The sequence below is a fragment of the Dokdonia sp. Hel_I_53 genome, assembly GCF_007827465.1.
Classification (GTDB): Bacteria; Bacteroidota; Bacteroidia; order Flavobacteriales; family Flavobacteriaceae; genus Dokdonia.
The window spans coordinates 2,358,511-2,376,039 of the sequence record NZ_VISL01000001.1 but is presented as its reverse complement, the minus strand read 5'-3'; the positions used below and the strand labels follow the sequence as shown (position 1 = coordinate 2,376,039).

Genomic DNA, 17,529 nt, shown 5'->3' with positions numbered 1-17,529 from the left:
TATAAAAAAGGCTGTCTCTTAGACAGCCTTTTTTATTTATAGTTACTTAATCAAACCGATTGATCTTGCATGTTCTTCTGCAAATTCACTTTTCTCTACGAGTACTGCGGGGGTAGTTTCATATTTCTTTAGAACACCTTGAACTCGCAGCACTTTTTTCTTGTGATTTACACTCCTCAAATATACCGCTAGAATCTGCTCTGGATATTCCTGTGCAACTTCTAGGTATATATCTACATCATGCTCACCACTATCACCTATAAGCACAAACTTTAGATCTGGATACGTCTTTAGAATATTGCGAATCTCATGCTGCTTATGAGGCTTCTCAGGCTTTGGTGTTTTTTCAAAGGGTCCTCTAAAATCTCTTAGTAAGATAGGTCCTTTAGGGAATAATTGATTACGTATAAAAGTTTCTAAATATTTATATAAATTCCAAGGACTATTACTTACGTAAAACATTGGATTTGCCGCTGTTCCAGACTTTCCTCTATGTAATTTTTGATATAACTCGGGGGCACCTTTTAGCGAAGTGCGCTTTCCAACGTCCTTAAAAAGAGTATTAAAAATAACCCGCCATTTTAACAATGATGCCACACCTGTGTGCAAAATTGTATCATCTACATCACTTATAACACCATACTCTGCGGTTTGAGAAGGAATGAGCATCTCACAAGGGAATTTATTTTTTCCAATCACTACCACATCTTTATCTACATCATCAAAACTTACATATAATTGTAGCCATCCCTCACTATTAGTTAACTCTCCAAGACCTTCTACTTTTTCATCTACTTTAAAATAGCCTTCTGCATCAGTAGTGGTATAAAAAACGCTATCATCGGGCAATGTTACTCTTAATTTAGCATGTCTCAACTCATCTGTAGCAAATTGCTTAAAAGCGTTTTTAAACGCAGAAATAAAACCTGTTTTCTCTAAATTAACTCCCTCATGTTCTAATGCCCTACCTATGAGATACAGATGATCTTTTGTACCATAAGATTGATAGCCGTCTATTTGAATGGGGTCTTTATTTTTTGAAAACATATGCTATATGGGTTGTTATGAGGTTACGCTTTCGCGAAAGCGTATGGATTAATTTTAATTAAAAATTAGTTGCATACTATGACACTGCTTTTGGGATACCTTTAAGCTCTCCACGTGCAGGATAGTCTTCTTTGAGAACAAAATCTATAGCATTTAAAACATCTTCATATTGAGGCCTTGCAAAAGGCATCGTTTGGATTGATGAAAAATACAGTGTCCCATCTGGACGCACAAGAAACATCGCTGGCTCACTAAAAAAATCTGGTTCTTTATCTGAAACGGCCTCAGAAATATGTAGACCTAATTCTTTTGCCTTTTCTGCAGGTAAATTATAAGCCAGCGGCAGTGAGGTAAGCTCCCACTCATCTGAGGCTTTATTTGCACGCTTTTCTGAATCCATACTTATTGCAATTAAGTTTACACCTCGCTTTGTAAAGTCTTCAATCTTTGAGGTGAGATCTTTTAACTGCTTTTTGCAAACTGGGCAATGAAGTCCTCTATAAAAAGTAAGCAGTGTAAAGTTTTCAGGATTTTGGTCAGATAATTTCCAATTAGTTCCATTTATTAACTCTAGTTCTAAGTTTGGCATTTCGCTTCTAGGTAAAATCATATCTTTTTTTATTTAAAGATAGTTATAGACCATACTAATAAGCCTTAAAGAGAATGTAAAGGTTTGTTAACCTTAATTTATTTACGGCTATACGTTACTTTTATTAAACCCTAACTGTTGTGCATAAAAAACCGCAAGACCTAGGAAGTCTTGCGGTTAGAATTGGTTTAATAAAGTGAAAAAATAGCTATTTTTTCCTCAATTGGTTTTCAAATGCTTTCATCTGTGCTTTGACCTCAGCTTCTGTTCCTGTAAATTCTTTTGTTTCTGTAGTTTTAACACCGTTATCATCTGTGATCACCTCAACTGTCCCTACAAATGAATTCGCACGTTCTGCTACTGAGAAACGAATTTCTTTTTGAACTTCTTTAAACTCTCTAGCGTCAGTCCCAGCTTCTATAACTGCTACGGCCATATCTATGTCACCTTTTAAAGCAATATCATCCGTATGACCACCTAGAATAGGTGCTATCACAAGACCTATGAGACAGGTAAGTTTTATTAATATATTCATGGATGGACCAGAAGTATCTTTAAAAGGATCCCCTACTGTATCACCAGTAACTGCTGCTTTGTGTGCATCAGAACCTTTGTAAGTCATCTCTCCATTAATCATTACACCAGCTTCAAAAGACTTCTTAGCGTTATCCCAAGCTCCGCCTGCATTATTTTGAAAAATTGCCCACAACACACCGCTCACAGTTACTCCAGCCATATATCCACCTAACATTTCTGCTATATCAAGAGGGTTCATCCCAAATGCGAGTGGAACAAAAGCAATTACTAATGGAAACCCAATGGTAAGCACCCCTGGTAATAACATTTGTTTTAAGGAAGCTTCAGTAGAGATTGCCACACATTTATCATATTCTGGTTTTCCAGTACCTTCCATGATTCCTGGAATCTCTTTAAACTGGCGACGTACCTCTTGAACCATTTCCATAGCAGCTTTACCTACAGCATTCATTGCCAGAGCAGAAAAAACTACTGGCACCATACCTCCCACAAATAACATGGCGAGGACTGGTGCTTTAAAAATATTAATACCATCAATTCCAGTAAATGTAACATACGCAGCAAATAATGCTAATGAAGTTAAAGCTGCAGATGCAATAGCAAAGCCTTTTCCAGTAGCCGCAGTCGTGTTTCCTACAGAATCAAGAATATCTGTGCGCTCTCGTACGATAGGCTCTTGCTCGCTCATCTCTGCAATACCTCCAGCATTATCAGAAATAGGTCCAAAGGCATCAATGGCAAGTTGCATAGCTGTTGTAGCCATCATTGCTGAAGCAGCAAGCGCCACTCCATAAAATCCGGCAAACGCATAAGATGCCCAGATAGCTCCTGCAAATAATAATACAGATGGAAATGTAGAAATCATACCAGTAGCAAGACCTGCTATGATGTTTGTACCTGCACCTGTGCTCGATTGTTGTACGATTTTGAGAATAGGCGATTTTCCTAATCCTGTATAATATTCTGTCACTGATGAAATTACCGCGCCCACAATTAGACCTACAAGGGTGGCATAAAATACGCGCATTGAGGATATTTCTACTAATCCCTCTCCGAAAAACTCCATTTGCATCGTCTCTGGAAGCATCCAAATACATAATCCAAAACAAGCCAAAGCTACAAGAACAATGGAAGTCCAGTTACCTATATTAAGTGCACCCATCACTTGGGCTTCCTTAGCATCATTACTTTTAATTTTTACTAAAAGCGTCCCTATTATAGAAATGATAATACCTACACCTGCAATGGCCATTGGCAACAGTATTGGACCTATTCCGCCAAAATCATCTGCTATATTTCCGCCCATGTCTTTTATTACGTAGTTACCTAGCACCATCGCAGCAAGTACGGTAGCAACGTATGAACCAAATAAATCTGCTCCCATTCCAGCTACATCTCCTACATTATCTCCCACGTTATCTGCAATTGTTGCAGGATTACGAGGGTCATCTTCAGGAATTCCTGCTTCCACTTTACCCACTAAATCTGCACCTACATCTGCTGCCTTAGTATAAATACCACCTCCTACTCTTGCAAAAAGCGCAATAGACTCTGCTCCAAGGGAGAATCCGGCTAGTGTTTCCAAAACAATGGTCATATCCATAGTATTTGTCCATACACCACCCATAAAGAAGTGAAAGAAAAATATAAAAAATGCAGTTAAGCCTAATACTGCAAGTCCTGCAACACCTAGTCCCATTACTGTTCCTCCTCCAAAAGATATATTAAGTGCTTTAGGCAGGCTTGTCCGAGCTGCTTGTGTCGTACGTACATTTGTTTTTGTAGCAATTTTCATCCCTATATTACCAGCAAATGCAGAGAAGACAGCACCACATATAAATGCAATGACAATTAACCAGTGTGTAGTAGGTACAATAAATGATACCACAGCTAGTAAGATGCTCACGATAATAACAAAAAAGGTAAGTAATTTATATTCTGCTTTTAAGAAAGCGAGAGCACCTTCATAAATGTGGTCAGATATTTCTTTCATCTTACCATCACCTGCATCTTGTTTCATTACCCAAGATTGTTTCACAAGCATAAAAATAAGACCTAGAGCTGCTAGCGCGATAGGAACGTAAATCATTATTGATTCCATAAATTTTTAATTGGTTTAGTTAAGGATTTTCAATAAATCCCTTAAAATTTTTAACACCTGCTAATGTAGGAAAATCACTCAAACTAAAAAAGCCTCAACGCAATGCGTTGAGGCTTGGGGCTAACTCTGTGGAAATGTGATTTTTAAATCACATCAATATTATTTAATAGATACTTACCTCACTACGAGGTACGTCAGATTCTTGGTAACGTACGATACATTTAGCGACAATCTCTCTTGCTTCATGTACATCTCCCCATCCTCCGACATCAACTTTTTTCTCTTCAAGATCTTTATAAACTTGAAAGAAGTGCTCAATTTCTTTAATAAGGTGCGGGTTACAGTCAGAAAGATCTGTTAGTTTACTTGCAGACGGATCTGTAACAGGTACACAAATTACTTTTTCGTCTGGGCCTTTTTCATCTGCCATATGAAAGACACCTATAGGTTTTACCTCAATCACACATCCTGGAAATGTAGGCTCTGTTACAAGTACTAGAACATCTAGAGGGTCTCCATCAAGTGCTAACGTTTCAGGTATAAATCCATAATCTGCTGGATACATCATTGAAGAAAAAATCATACGGTCATATCGTATTTTTTTTAATTCAAAATCGTATTCATATTTATTTCGACTTCCTTTTGGAATCTCAATTAATACATCAAATGTTGTTACTTTTTCTGCTGTCATATCTTTTGAAAAAACATCTAAATAATCACTCATTCCTAAATTGTTTGAGAAATTTTTAAAATGTGGTTACTATTACGCTTTCGCGAAAGCGAACTTTTAATATTTTATAAATCAGATTGTTATACCCAAAATAATCAAAAGTATTTCTTTCGGGGTGCAAAAATACACTGAAATAGCTTTACTGCCAAAATTTTACATGTTAAGTTTAGGTTACATAACAGTAATAGCAAGATTAGAAGATTATTTTTAACCTTAAGTTTTAAAAGTAAAATCCAAAGCTACCTGTCACTCCAAATTTTCTAGCGTCTGGTAATTCCCTGTAATTTCCTCTAAAATTAAAATCGATACGAAACACTTTAAAAATGTTACCAACGCCAATACTATATTCATAATAAGGTTCAAGATTAGGTGCTATCATCTCTGGAGTAATCGCAGTTATGATATCTCCCTCTTCAAATAATAAATCTTGAAAGGCAGGTCTATTTAAATCAATATTACCTTGTGAGATATCACCGATGATCCCGCGTACTCCTATAATCTCTCTCAAATTGAGACCTTTTAGAAATGGTATTCTATTGAAGATGCGACCACCAAAATTATGCTCTAATTGTACTGAAACATATTCATCTGTAGTAAACTCATAAAAATTAAGTTGACTAAAAGTATTAAATATAGAAAACAAAGATTGGTTCCCGGGTACTGGACTTAATAAGGCTAATGGTACTTCATCAAAGGTTTTCCCTATTTCTGTAGAGGCATTTAATGTTCCTATACCTCCTAGACGTATGGCTTTTCTTGCAGAAAACTGCACCTTGTCATAACTAAAATCACTCCCTAAAACTCCATCTGTTCCTCTAGTATAGCTGGCGTAAAAACTAGGAAACCATTCATTAGTCACTCTACGTTCTACTCCAAATCCAGAGGTTTTCTTTCCAGGTTCCCAGATAGTGGTAAAAACAAATTCTGCTTGTTTTAGCTCACCAGTGGTGGTGGTTTCTGTCTCATCAGTATAATAATCAAGACTAAATGTTTCTGAAGCAGATTTTAAAGTTCGTAATGAGAAGTCTGTACGAACTTGTAAATTACGTACTACCTCAATTTCGGCGGCAACATTAACGAGCTGGATATTTGTCAATTTATCATTAGTTGCTGTGTTTACTAATGATGAAGATGCTAGATTTCTACCTAACACATCTCGAGAGGTCGTTAAGCTTGCTCCTATTTGCTCTACATCTTGACGGTAACCTCCAGACAGTATAAGTCTACTTTTCTTGTCTAACAACCATTTTCCAGAAATCCCAAACTTACCACGTTCATCTTTTAATCCGTAAGCCACAAAACCTTCTAATCTCCAAGGATCATTCTGCGTAAAGTATGTTCTACCTCCAGCTCTTAACCTTAATCCTTCTACCTCATTAAAACCAAAAGTTGCAAAAATAGGACCATAGTCAAAGTTAAGACTAGGGATCTCATAATACCCAGAAGCCAAAATAGAACCTACATTATATAAGTTTCTGAACTTTTTAACAGTTTTAAGCGTGTCTAGCATCTTATAAACACCTTGCTCATCATCACTTAGCTTCTCGAGTCTGTTTTCTTCCCAGAAAGCATCATCACGATTATAAATATCTTTATCGTAATTGTATACTTCCTTGTCGTAAAAATCTTTGTTTAATTCATTATTAAATGAGTGATTGTCATAGAGCGTTGTACGTTTACCATACATACCTCGAGAAGATTCTTTTTTGTTTATGGCAAAATCTGACAGGAAATAATCTCTAGAAAGTAAAAAAGTGGAATCATTTACAATATCAAATTCTTGCTCCATGTAAATCTCTTTAATCCAGTTTACATTTGCACTTTTAGAAAGTTGCATATTTATCTCCTTTATAGCGTAGGTAGAATCGTTTACCCAAAAGTCACCTTTAAAGGTGAGTTCATTTTTGCGTCTAGGATAGTAAATAATATTATAGCACCACTTATTTTCTCTGTAAGCACTATCTGCTAGTATGTAGTTATACGTTTGTATACCCGTGCGTGAAAGTGGAGAGGTAAAACTTTTATCAAAAAATTGTAAGTAATTATCATAAATGTCATAATCACTGTACAAACTCTTTACAAAACCAATAATGGTCTGATTCTCACTAAAGCCACTATTCTTATTACCTTCAAGAATTTCTTTTTCCTTATTTATTATATTATCTCCATATACTTTTGAGAAAGCCTCGTTTACAAATATGGGAAGGTAGGTTTTACCTGTAATCTTACTCGTATCTGTCTGCTCAAAAATAAATTCCATCCCATCAAATATTTTGCTATTAATGAGAGAGCTATCAATGGTATTTAAGTCAAATTCTAATTTCTCGTACTTATCATAAGCATACTGGTTGTATTGCTTTAATCCGTTCTCACGCTTATTATCCCAAATTTTACGAAGCAAATCTATCGCAGGATTGTTTTTCTTGTCTGTCTTACCTGTAAATATAACTACCTCATCTAGCGTGCCTTGTTCTTCATCTAAGGTGATTTTTAGATCATAATTCACGCTTTTGTCAAGATCCAGTATTTTATTTGAAAAGCCTATAAAGGAAAAGCGTACTTGGTTCCAACTTGCATCAGATTCTAAGTAAAATCGACCATTTTCATTAGTAATAGTACCTTCGTTAGAGCCTACAAAAATGACATTTGCAAATGGTATTGGGTTACCAGTAGTGTCAAATACTTCGCCGCTTACTTTTGTTTGGGCAACTAACAACGTAGCAAAAAGTAGGGCTGCTATCGCACAAAAATGTTTTAGTCTCATAGATTTTTCATTTTCAACCTCACAGCCAGTAGGAGCTGCATAAAAAAGGAATACATTTGAGTCGTTTAGAATGCATCTAATAGTCTAAACATTAATTAAATAAAAAACCCTTTCGTTTCTGGAAAGGGTCAAAGATAAGTCCGCTTTCGCGAAAGCGTTATTTATACAACACTTTTTTAACAGCTTTAATAACATCCTCACTATTAGGTAACCACTCCTTAAGTAATACTGGTGAGTATGGCGCTGGTGTATCTGCTGTATTAATTCTTTGAATAGGCGCATCTAGATAGTCAAAACAATTATCTTGAACCTGATAGGTAATTTCTGTAGATATGTTTCCAAAAGGCCACGCCTCTTCAAGAACCACTAATCGATTTGTCTTTTTTACAGAATCAAAAATTGCTTGATAATCCATAGGTCGTACCGTACGTAAATCTATGATCTCACAAGAAATCCCTTCTTTTTCAAGTTCATCTGCTGCTTTGTAAGCTTCTTTTATAATCTTTCCAAAAGATACGATGGTTACATCTGTACCCTCTCTTTTTATATCTGCTACTCCAATAGGCAATATATATTCTCCGTCTGGCACTTCCCCTTTGTCACCATACATTTGTTCTGACTCCATGAAGATCACAGGATCGTTATCTCTAATAGCGGCTTTGAGCAATCCTTTTGCATCATAAGGATTAGAAGGAACGATTACTTTAAGACCAGGTGTATTTGCAAACCAGTTTTCAAAAGCTTGGGAATGCGTAGCTCCTAACTGTCCTGCAGAAGCTGTAGGACCTCTAAAAACGATAGGACAAGGAAATTGACCACCTGACATCTGTCGGATTTTTGCTGCGTTGTTTATAATTTGATCAATACCTACTAGCGAAAAGTTAAAGGTCATGTACTCTACGATAGGACGACATCCCGTCATGGTACTTCCTACAGCAATTCCTCCAAAACCAAGCTCGGCGATAGGAGTGTCAATTACACGCTTAGCACCAAATTCATCAAGCATTCCTTTTGAAGCCTTGTAAGCACCATTATATTCTGCTACCTCCTCACCCATTAAATAAACGGATTCATCTCTGCGCATTTCCTCGCTCATCGCCTCACAGACAGCTTCTCTAAATTGGATCGTTCTCATAAATAGTATACCCCTTTGGTTATATTGTAATATTTGCTAGGCAAATATAAACTTGTTATCAACTTTTAATAATTATAAGAGATCGTAATACAATACAACTCTTTTAATTTTTAAGATATCAAAAATAAGCAATTCTCTTACCGATAACAATTGGCTAAAAAACATAAAATCCTAAAAATATTTGCTATGCATGCATAGCAAATTATTAATTTTTACCTTATTTTTGTTTCGCAATATTAAAAAACGAGGATAACGCATTTTTTTCACTATTATATTATCAATAAGATAAAAGCGTACCTTTAAAAAAAATAAATTATATGAAAATTTTAGTGTGCATCAGTCACGTACCTGATACAACCTCAAAAATCAACTTTACGGAAGGAGATACAAAATTTGACACAGCTGGTGTTCAATTTGTAATTAATCCCAATGATGAATTTGGACTTACGCGTGCCATGTGGTTCAAAGAAAAACAAGGCGCTTCTGTAGATGTTGTAAATGTAGGTGGTCCAGAAACAGAACCTACATTACGTAAAGCACTTGCAATAGGTGCAGATACAGCGATAAGAATTAATACTCCAGCCTTAGATGGTTATCAAGTTGCAAAAGAAATAGCTAAAGTAGTCCAAGATGAAGGTTATGACCTTGTGATTGCGGGTCGTGAATCTATAGATTATAACGGTGGTATGGTTCCAGGAATGCTTGCTGGACTTATAGACGCAAATTTTGTAAACACCTGTATTAGTTTAGACATAGATGGTACGACTGTTACAGCTACACGTGAGATTGATGGTGGTAAAGAAACTGTTGCCACTTCTCTCCCATTAGTAATAGGTGGACAAAAAGGTCTTGTAGAAGAAAGCGATCTCCGTATTCCAAATATGAGAGGTATTATGATGGCTCGTAAAAAACCACTCAATGTTGTAGAAGCAACAGGCGCAACTACAGAAACAGTCTCTGCTTCTTTTGAAAAACCAGCACCTAAAGGAGCCGTAAAGCTTGTAGATAGCGTAGATGAGTTAATTGACTTACTACACAACGAAGCAAAAGCAATCTAGTGGAAGTTTATTCGCTTTCGCGAAAGCATTAGTATACCACTTAAATTATCACACACCTTAGAATATAGGAACTCAATAAGTATGAAGCTCTTATTTCTTAATTATAAAAATTAATATATGTCAGTTTTAGTATATACAGAATCAGAAAATGGAGACTTCAAAAAAACAGCTTTTGAAGTAGCTAGCTATGCAAAAGGAATTGCAGATATGATGGGGACATCTGTTACTGCAGTTGCTGTAAATGGAGGTGACGCATCTGCCTTAGGTAATTACGGCGTAGAAAAAGTTTTAAACATCAAAAATGATAGTCTTACTGCGTTTAATGCCGCAGCTTATGCAAAAAGTATTGCACAGGCAGCAAAAGCAGAGGATGCAAAAGTAGTAGTTGTAAGCCAGAGCGCAAACGCAAAGTATCTTGCCCCCCTATTGTCCATCGAGCTTGAAGCAGGCTATGCGTCTAATGTAGTCGCGCTTCCAGAAAGTGTTGCTCCTTTTAAAGTAAAGCGTACTGCTTTTACAAATAAAGCCTTTAATAATACCGAGATTACTACAGCGATAAAAATAGTAGGATTAGGTAAAAATGCATACGGTCTTAAAGAAAGTACAGGCGCTGCTACTACAGAAGAGTTTAATCCAGAGGTAGGTGACCTAGGAGTAACCGTACAATCTGTAGATAAAGCCACAGATAAGGTATCTATTGCAGATGCAGAGGTTGTAGTATCTGCAGGTCGCGGACTTAAAGGGCCTGAAAATTGGGGGATGATAGAGGAAATGGCGGACATACTAGGCGCTGCAACTGCTTGTTCTAAACCTGTATCTGACCTTGGGTGGAGACCACACGGAGAGCACGTAGGTCAAACTGGAAAGCCAGTAGCTGCTAATTTGTATATTGCTATCGGTATTTCTGGAGCAATACAGCATCTTGCAGGAATTAATGCTTCTAAAATAAAAGTGGTAATTAATAATGATCCTGAGGCTCCTTTCTTTAAAGCCGCAGATTATGGAATGGTAGGTGATGCTTTTGAAATTGTACCTCAACTTAATGAAAAACTTAAAGCTTTCAAGGCAGCAAACAATTAGAATACATTCTTGTTTATAAATCTAAAAATGAGCTAAATAGAAATATTTTAGCTCATTTTTTATTTAAATGAATTATAAAACTCTCAAAAAAGACAACTATAAGTAACTACCTTAACAAATTAACTTAACAAGTTGTTAACGCTTTTTACTATTTTTGCAACTTATGAGTTTAGTGCGTTTAAATATTAAAGGAATATCCTACAGCCAAACACAAAATGGTGCCTATGCCCTTATTCTTACGGAGCAAGATGGTGAACGTAAATTACCCATTGTTATAGGTGCTTTTGAGGCACAATCAATAGCTATTGCCTTAGAAAAAGAAATCAAACCACCTAGACCCCTCACACATGATTTGTTTAAAAACTTTGCAGATCGTTTTGACATTATCATTAAACAGGTTATTATTCATAAATTAGTTGATGGTGTGTTTTACTCTAGTATTATTTGTGAAAGAGATAAAATAGAAGAAATTATTGATGCACGTACTAGTGATGCTATCTCATTAGCTTTACGCTTCCAAGCACCTATATTCACTTATAAGAATATTCTAGATAAAGCTGGTATATTTCTTAAGGGAAATACTAATCCTGAAGAATTTACAGACAACGACGAGGTTTTGATGGATGAAATTCTTCTTGAGGAGGACTCCTCAAATGAGGCTGGAGACTATAAACGCATGTCTCTTCAAGAACTTAACAATGAACTCGAACAGGCGGTTAATAATGAAGATTACGAAGCTGCTGCAAAAATTAGAGATGAAATCTCAAAACGTAACTAACCCCATTTCTATGCGTAAATTTTTATTACTAGTGCTTTTTGTATTTACATCACTAAGTGCTATTGCGCAAGACTCCACAAACCGTATTGCTCTTGATCCAGATGTGAGTCTTGGACTTTCTGCTAATAGTATAGGGCGGGGTATATTAGGAATGTTGTTTTTAATGGGTGTTTGTTTTGCCTTAAGTAGTAACAGAAAAAAGATTAATTGGAGACTTGTACTCACAGGTTTAGGTTTGCAGTTATTGTTTGCCATATTGGTTCTTAAAGTAAATTTTGTAGCTGCTGGTTTCGATTACATCTCAACAAAAGTAGTTGAGTTTTTAAATATCGCAGAACAAGGAGCATTATTCGTTTTCGGAAAATTAGTAGATCCTTCTGCAAGTATGGGATATATTTTTGCTTTTAAAGTATTACCTACCATTGTTTTCTTTTCTGCATTTACTTCACTTTTGTATTATCTAGGTATACTCCAAATAATTGTAAAAGGTCTTGCTTGGGTGATGAGTAAAACAATGCAACTCTCTGGAGCAGAGAGCTTAGCTGCGGCTGCAAATGTTTTCATAGGTCAAACAGAAGCCCCTTTGGTGGTTAAGCCCTATTTAGAAAGTATGTCAAAATCAGAAATGCTATGTTTAATGGTAGGCGGTATGGCGACCATCGCTGGTGGCGTACTTGCAGCGTTTATAGCATTTTTAGGAGGAGATAATATTGCAGAGCAGGCCATTTTTGCAAAGCATTTACTTACAGCCTCTATTATGTCTGCTCCTGCAGCGATTATCATTGCAAAAATGCTATACCCAGAAACAGAAGAAGTAAGCAGAACTTTGGATATTTCAAAAGAAAAAGTGGGTTCTAATATTCTTGATGCAATTTCAAGAGGGACAACAGATGGTTTAAAACTAGCTGTAAATGTAGGAGCGATGCTACTAGTATTCACTGCTCTTATGGGTGTTATTAACTGGCTTCTTGGGGATTTAATAGGTGATATTACTGGCTTAAACGGACTCATTGCTAGTGTTACAGATGGTAGATATGATGACCTATCTATGGAATTTATTTTAGGGAATGTCTTTGCTCCTGTAGCTTGGCTTATAGGCGTACCTAGCGAAGATATAACCACAGTAGGTCAACTTTTAGGAGAAAAAACAATACTGAATGAGTTTTATGCATATGGCTCCCTAAGCACCCTAAAGGCTAGCGGAGTTATTACAAATTATAGATCTATAGTCATTGCAACTTACGCACTTTGTGGGTTTGCAAATTTTGCCTCTATTGGTATACAGATAGGAGGCATAGGTGTATTAGCGCCTGGACAGCGTGGGACACTTGCTGTCTTTGGTATCAAAGCTTTAATAGGCGGTACAGTAGCAGCACTTCTTACAGCAACCATCGCAGGGATGCTTATTGGCTAGATTTATTTCATGCCATCTTAGAAAAAACATACACCTGTACTTAATCTATTGTAAATTCTACACCTCGTGAAACCAAGCTGTGTTTTTTGAAGGCAACTAATTGACAATCATTACAATATTAACAGTGATGTTAGTGAAGTATTCAAAAAAAATTCTTACTTTCAAAAGTTCATTAAGGTCTCCCTACGTCCCTTCAAAAAAATTATAGTTATGAAAACGTCAATACTTCCTCATCGTTTGCTATTAATCTTATGTGTATTTCCTATAACATTAATTGCTCAAACAAAATTCATCAATTTAGAAGGTTCTGTAAAAGACAAAGATTCTAAAGACATATTAATAGGAGCTACTATTACAATAGAAAACACAAATACAAGTACAATCACTAATAGCGAAGGGGATTTTGTTATCAAATTTCCTGAACAGGCTACATTACCGTCACTGATGGTAAAAGCTGTTGGGTACAAAGATCTAATAATTGATGTCATAGATCCATCTGAAAAACTAAAAATCAAAATGACGCCAAGTGAGATAAGCCTTAATGAGGTGGAGGTTATCGCTTACAAAAGTGCTCAAGATCTTGTCTCAAAAGTTTTTGACAAAAAAAGAATAAATTATAGTCAAGAGAAGGTGAAAATGATGGCCTTTTATCGAGAGACGATAAAAAGTAGGAGAAAAAATGCATCTCTTGCTGAGGCTGTTGTTTCTATAGAAAAGCAACCCTATTCGAGTAATAAAGATGACAAGGTTAGCCTTATAAAATCAAGAAAAGATACTGATTATAGTAAACTAGATACCATCACTTTAAAATTGCAAGGAGGTCCATTTAGTACACTATATGTTGACCTTATGAAGTATCCAGAGTATATTTTTACACCAGAGGCTATGGGTGCCTATGATTTCTCATTCAATAATACTACGAACCTCAATGGTAGAGATGTGTTGATTGTTGCTTTTAAACCAAACCCGAATGTTATAACGCCACTTTATAAAGGCGAACTTTTTATAAGTACAGACGATCTTGCTTTGCAGAAAGCTACATTTAGCCTTGATCTCAAAAATAGCTCTGAGGTGAATAAAATGTTTGTAAAAAAGAAACCAAGTGATGTTCGCGTGAAAGCAAGAGACATCTCGTATATAGTTGATTATAGGGAAAAAGATGGGAAGTGGTATTACGGCTACAGTAAAGCAAACTTATCTTTTGAAGTAAAAAAACCACGTAAACTATTCAAATCCATATACACTCTGTCTTGCGAGATGGCAATTACGGACTGGCGTATTTTACCTAATGAAGAACTTCTTAAAGGAAGAGTTATTAAACCATCTATCATTATGGCAAATGAACGAATAGGATTTAAGGACCCAGATTTTTGGGGTGAATTTAATGTCATAGAGCCTGAGAAATCTATTGAAACTGCCATAAAAAAAATTCAACGTAAGCTCGAAAAAGATGATGATTTTAGAGCATCACTGAGTTCTAACTAGTGTATAACTTTTTTATAACACAAGACACCTTTTGTTGTTAAAAACAGAAGGTGTCTTTATTTTGCATAAAATTAGCTCAGATTCTAAAACTAATATTTGAACTCACTGAAATAATATTATTGAAACAATGAAACAATACCACGATCTTATAAAGCACGTTTTAGAAAATGGTAATCAAAAAGGAGATCGAACAGGAACTGGTACCAAGAGTGTATTTGGGTATCAAATGCGTTTTGATTTATCTAAAGGGTTCCCAATGGTGACCACGAAAAAATTACACCTTAAATCTATTATTTACGAACTCCTATGGTTTTTACAAGGAGATACAAATATTAATTATCTCCAAAAAAACGGCGTTAGGATCTGGAATGAATGGGCAGATGAAAACGGAGATCTAGGTCCCGTTTATGGGTACCAATGGCGGAACTGGAATGGTGATGAAATTGACCAAATTTCTGATATTGTAGAAACATTAAAAACAAATCCAAATAGCAGACGTATGCTGGTAAGTGCTTGGAACCCGTCTGTTTTACCTGATACTAAAGAATCTTTTTCAACTAACGTAGCAAATGGAAAGGCAGCACTTCCTCCTTGTCATGCCTTTTTTCAATTTTATGTAGCAGATGGAAAATTAAGCTGCCAGTTATACCAACGCAGTGCAGATATTTTTCTAGGAGTACCATTTAACATCGCTAGTTACGCTCTGTTCACAATGATGATGGCTCAAGTCTGTGGTTACGAAGCAGGAGATTTTATTCACACCTTTGGGGATGCACATATATATAGTAATCACCTAGAACAAGTTGAACTTCAATTATCAAGGGATTTTCGTACATTACCTACTTTAAAAATAAATCCAGAGGTAAAAAATATCTTTGACTTTACTTTTGACGACTTTACTTTAGAAAATTATGACCCACATCCGCATATTAAAGGTGCTGTCGCCGTTTAAATAATTTAGTAATCCCCAAATCAAACCCAATTAAACTAATGAAGAACTTATTTTTATTTTTATTTTTATTCGCAGGAGCGACCCTTATGGCTCAAGAAGGTGTAACGATGAAACGCTCTACCGTATTAAAAATTGAAGAAGTGCCTCCTACATGGCCAGGTTGTACAGGATCAATTAATCAAAAAAGCAACTGCTTAAGACAAAAACTTGCTACTCATGTAGTAAAAAATATGAAATTCTCTAATGATCACAAATCCGGATCCAGGGTGATTGTTGATATGGTAATTAGTAAAGAAGGTAAACCCGTCATTAACAAGATTACTGGCGGAACCTCAGGAATGCAAGTTGCAGTACGTGATGCGGTTATGACCATTCCCACATTAAAACCAGGTCATATGGGAGGAACCAAAAAAGAAAGCAAACTTGAATTACCATTTCAATTTTAAAAAAATTGTAAATCAATTTCATAAGTGGTTAAAACCACTTCATTAAGTATTCAATTTTAAAACTCCGCTTTGCGGAGTTTTTTAGTTTTATTGTAACCCACTATCATCCGTAACGTGTCCTATTAAATTACATCCACTTAAAATTATGTTATTAATTAAACCATCTCTCTAAAAAACTCGTAATTTTAGAAATAAAGATCTTGGCTCCTACAACCTTACCCAATTTCTTAAAATATCTCTATGAGCACCACACAAACAATAGTTAATTTTTTTAGTGAAACTAGAGCTTATTCTGAGCAAATTTGTAAACCCCTTGAAGTAGAAGATTATGTAGTCCAACCTGTAGTTGACGTTTCTCCACCTAAGTGGCATTTAGGTCATACAACTTGGTTTTTTGAAGAGTTTATTCTCAAACCTCACAAGCAAGGTTATAAATTATTTAGTGATGATTTTGCTTTTGTGTTTAATAGTTACTACGAGAGCGTAGGAAAAAGAGTGGTTCGCACAGATCGTGGTAATCTCTCAAGACCCACAGTAGCACAAGTATATTCCTATAGAGATTATGTTACGCAATCTATAGAGGAACTACTAGAAGAACCAATAACAGAACAAGTAAAAAAATTACTCACCATAGGCATCCACCACGAAAAACAACATCAAGAATTACTCATTACAGACATTAAATATATTTTAGGGAACAACCCTTTAATGCCAAAATATGAGGGAGATATACTCTTTCGCGAAAGCGAAAAAACTTCTACACCCGCATTTATTAATATCAAGGAAGGAGTTTATGATATAGGACATGCAACTGCAGGCTTTTGTTATGACAATGAGCTAAGTAGACATAAAGTCTATATTCAAAATTTTGAAATATCTACACGACTCGTTACTAACGGTGAATGGATCGATTTTATAGATGCTGGTGGTTACACATCAACCCTTCTTTGGCATGCAGAGGGATGGGATTGGGTTCAGAATAATGCTATTACTGCACCTATGTATTGGCATAAAGTCAATGGTGAGTGGTATCAATACACTTTAGATAATGCTCTTGAGAGAATTGACTTAAAGGCTTCTGTATCTCATATCTCTTATTTTGAAGCATTTGCTTATGCAGAGTGGAAGGAAATGCGTTTACCTACAGAGTTTGAGTGGGAAATTGCAAATAAACATTTTAATTGGGGTGATAGATGGGAGTGGACAGAAAGTGCTTACCTACCCTACCCAAATTACACTAAAGCACCAGGAGCGTTAGGAGAATATAATGGTAAGTTTATGGTTAACCAAAAAGTGCTAAGAGGAGGATCTGTTGCCACACCCAATAAACATACACGACACACTTACCGCAATTTTTTTCAAACAAGCTTGAGGTGGCAATTTACTGGACTTCGCCTTGTGAAAAAGTAATAC

14 protein-coding genes are annotated in these 17,529 nt (G+C 35.9%); 8 read left to right on the top strand and 6 right to left on the bottom strand.

The window, feature by feature from the left end; genetic code table 11:
• Positions 1–42: 42 nt before the first annotated feature.
• The 6 genes from OD90_RS10615 to OD90_RS10590 form a co-directional block, all read right to left on the bottom strand.
• Positions 43–1,047: an App1 family protein gene (locus OD90_RS10615; protein ID WP_144669144.1), complete on the bottom strand. Its 1,005-nt coding sequence runs from the start codon at positions 1,045–1,047 to the stop codon at positions 43–45.
• 76 nt (positions 1,048–1,123) lie between these two features.
• A complete protein-coding gene (locus OD90_RS10610) occupies positions 1,124–1,657 on the bottom strand; it encodes a peroxiredoxin-like family protein (protein WP_144669143.1) in 534 nt (177 codons plus the stop codon).
• A gap of 187 nt (positions 1,658–1,844) precedes the next feature.
• A complete protein-coding gene (locus OD90_RS10605) occupies positions 1,845–4,274 on the bottom strand; it encodes a sodium-translocating pyrophosphatase (protein WP_144669142.1) in 2,430 nt (809 codons plus the stop codon).
• 163 nt (positions 4,275–4,437) lie between these two features.
• The gene (locus OD90_RS10600; RefSeq protein WP_144669695.1) at positions 4,438–4,965 is read right to left on the bottom strand and encodes an inorganic diphosphatase; all 528 of its coding nucleotides are present in this window, start codon (positions 4,963–4,965) and stop codon (positions 4,438–4,440) included.
• A gap of 259 nt (positions 4,966–5,224) precedes the next feature.
• Entirely contained in the window at positions 5,225–7,768 is a 2,544-nt protein-coding gene (locus OD90_RS10595) for a DUF5686 and carboxypeptidase-like regulatory domain-containing protein (protein ID WP_144669141.1), read from the bottom strand.
• 157 nt (positions 7,769–7,925) lie between these two features.
• Entirely contained in the window at positions 7,926–8,903 is a 978-nt protein-coding gene (locus OD90_RS10590) for a pyruvate dehydrogenase complex E1 component subunit beta (protein WP_144669140.1), read from the bottom strand.
• A 317-nt stretch (positions 8,904–9,220) separates the two neighbouring features.
• Between OD90_RS10590 and OD90_RS10585 the strand changes: the two genes are divergently transcribed.
• The 8 genes from OD90_RS10585 to egtB all read left to right on the top strand — a co-directional run bounded on the left by OD90_RS10585 (position 9,221) and on the right by egtB (position 17,526).
• Positions 9,221–9,961, top strand: a complete 741-nt coding sequence (locus OD90_RS10585) for an electron transfer flavoprotein subunit beta/FixA family protein (protein ID WP_144669139.1) — start codon at positions 9,221–9,223, stop codon at positions 9,959–9,961.
• A gap of 117 nt (positions 9,962–10,078) precedes the next feature.
• The gene (locus OD90_RS10580) at positions 10,079–11,041 is read left to right on the top strand and encodes an electron transfer flavoprotein subunit alpha/FixB family protein (RefSeq protein WP_144669138.1); all 963 of its coding nucleotides are present in this window, start codon (positions 10,079–10,081) and stop codon (positions 11,039–11,041) included.
• Between the two features lie 163 nt (positions 11,042–11,204).
• On the top strand, positions 11,205–11,819 hold the full coding sequence (locus tag OD90_RS10575) for a bifunctional nuclease family protein (RefSeq protein WP_144669137.1): 615 nt from the start codon (positions 11,205–11,207) through the stop codon (positions 11,817–11,819).
• Positions 11,797–13,233 (top strand): NupC/NupG family nucleoside CNT transporter, encoded by a 1,437-nt coding sequence (locus tag OD90_RS10570; RefSeq protein WP_261374498.1) that lies wholly within the window; start codon positions 11,797–11,799, stop codon positions 13,231–13,233. Before OD90_RS10575 ends, OD90_RS10570 begins: the two co-directional genes overlap by 23 nt.
• A 210-nt stretch (positions 13,234–13,443) precedes the next feature.
• Entirely contained in the window at positions 13,444–14,718 is a 1,275-nt protein-coding gene (locus OD90_RS10565) for a carboxypeptidase-like regulatory domain-containing protein (RefSeq protein ID WP_144669136.1), read from the top strand.
• A 127-nt stretch (positions 14,719–14,845) separates the two neighbouring features.
• Positions 14,846–15,670, top strand: a complete 825-nt coding sequence (locus OD90_RS10560; protein ID WP_144669135.1) for a thymidylate synthase — start codon at positions 14,846–14,848, stop codon at positions 15,668–15,670.
• Positions 15,671–15,708: 38 nt separating this feature from the next.
• The gene (locus tag OD90_RS10555) at positions 15,709–16,116 is read left to right on the top strand and encodes an energy transducer TonB (RefSeq protein ID WP_144669134.1); all 408 of its coding nucleotides are present in this window, start codon (positions 15,709–15,711) and stop codon (positions 16,114–16,116) included.
• A 240-nt stretch (positions 16,117–16,356) separates the two neighbouring features.
• Complete coding sequence (gene egtB / locus OD90_RS10550) at positions 16,357–17,526, top strand: ergothioneine biosynthesis protein EgtB (protein ID WP_144669133.1); 1,170 nt, start codon at positions 16,357–16,359, stop codon at positions 17,524–17,526.
• The last annotated feature ends 3 nt before the right edge of the window (positions 17,527–17,529 follow it).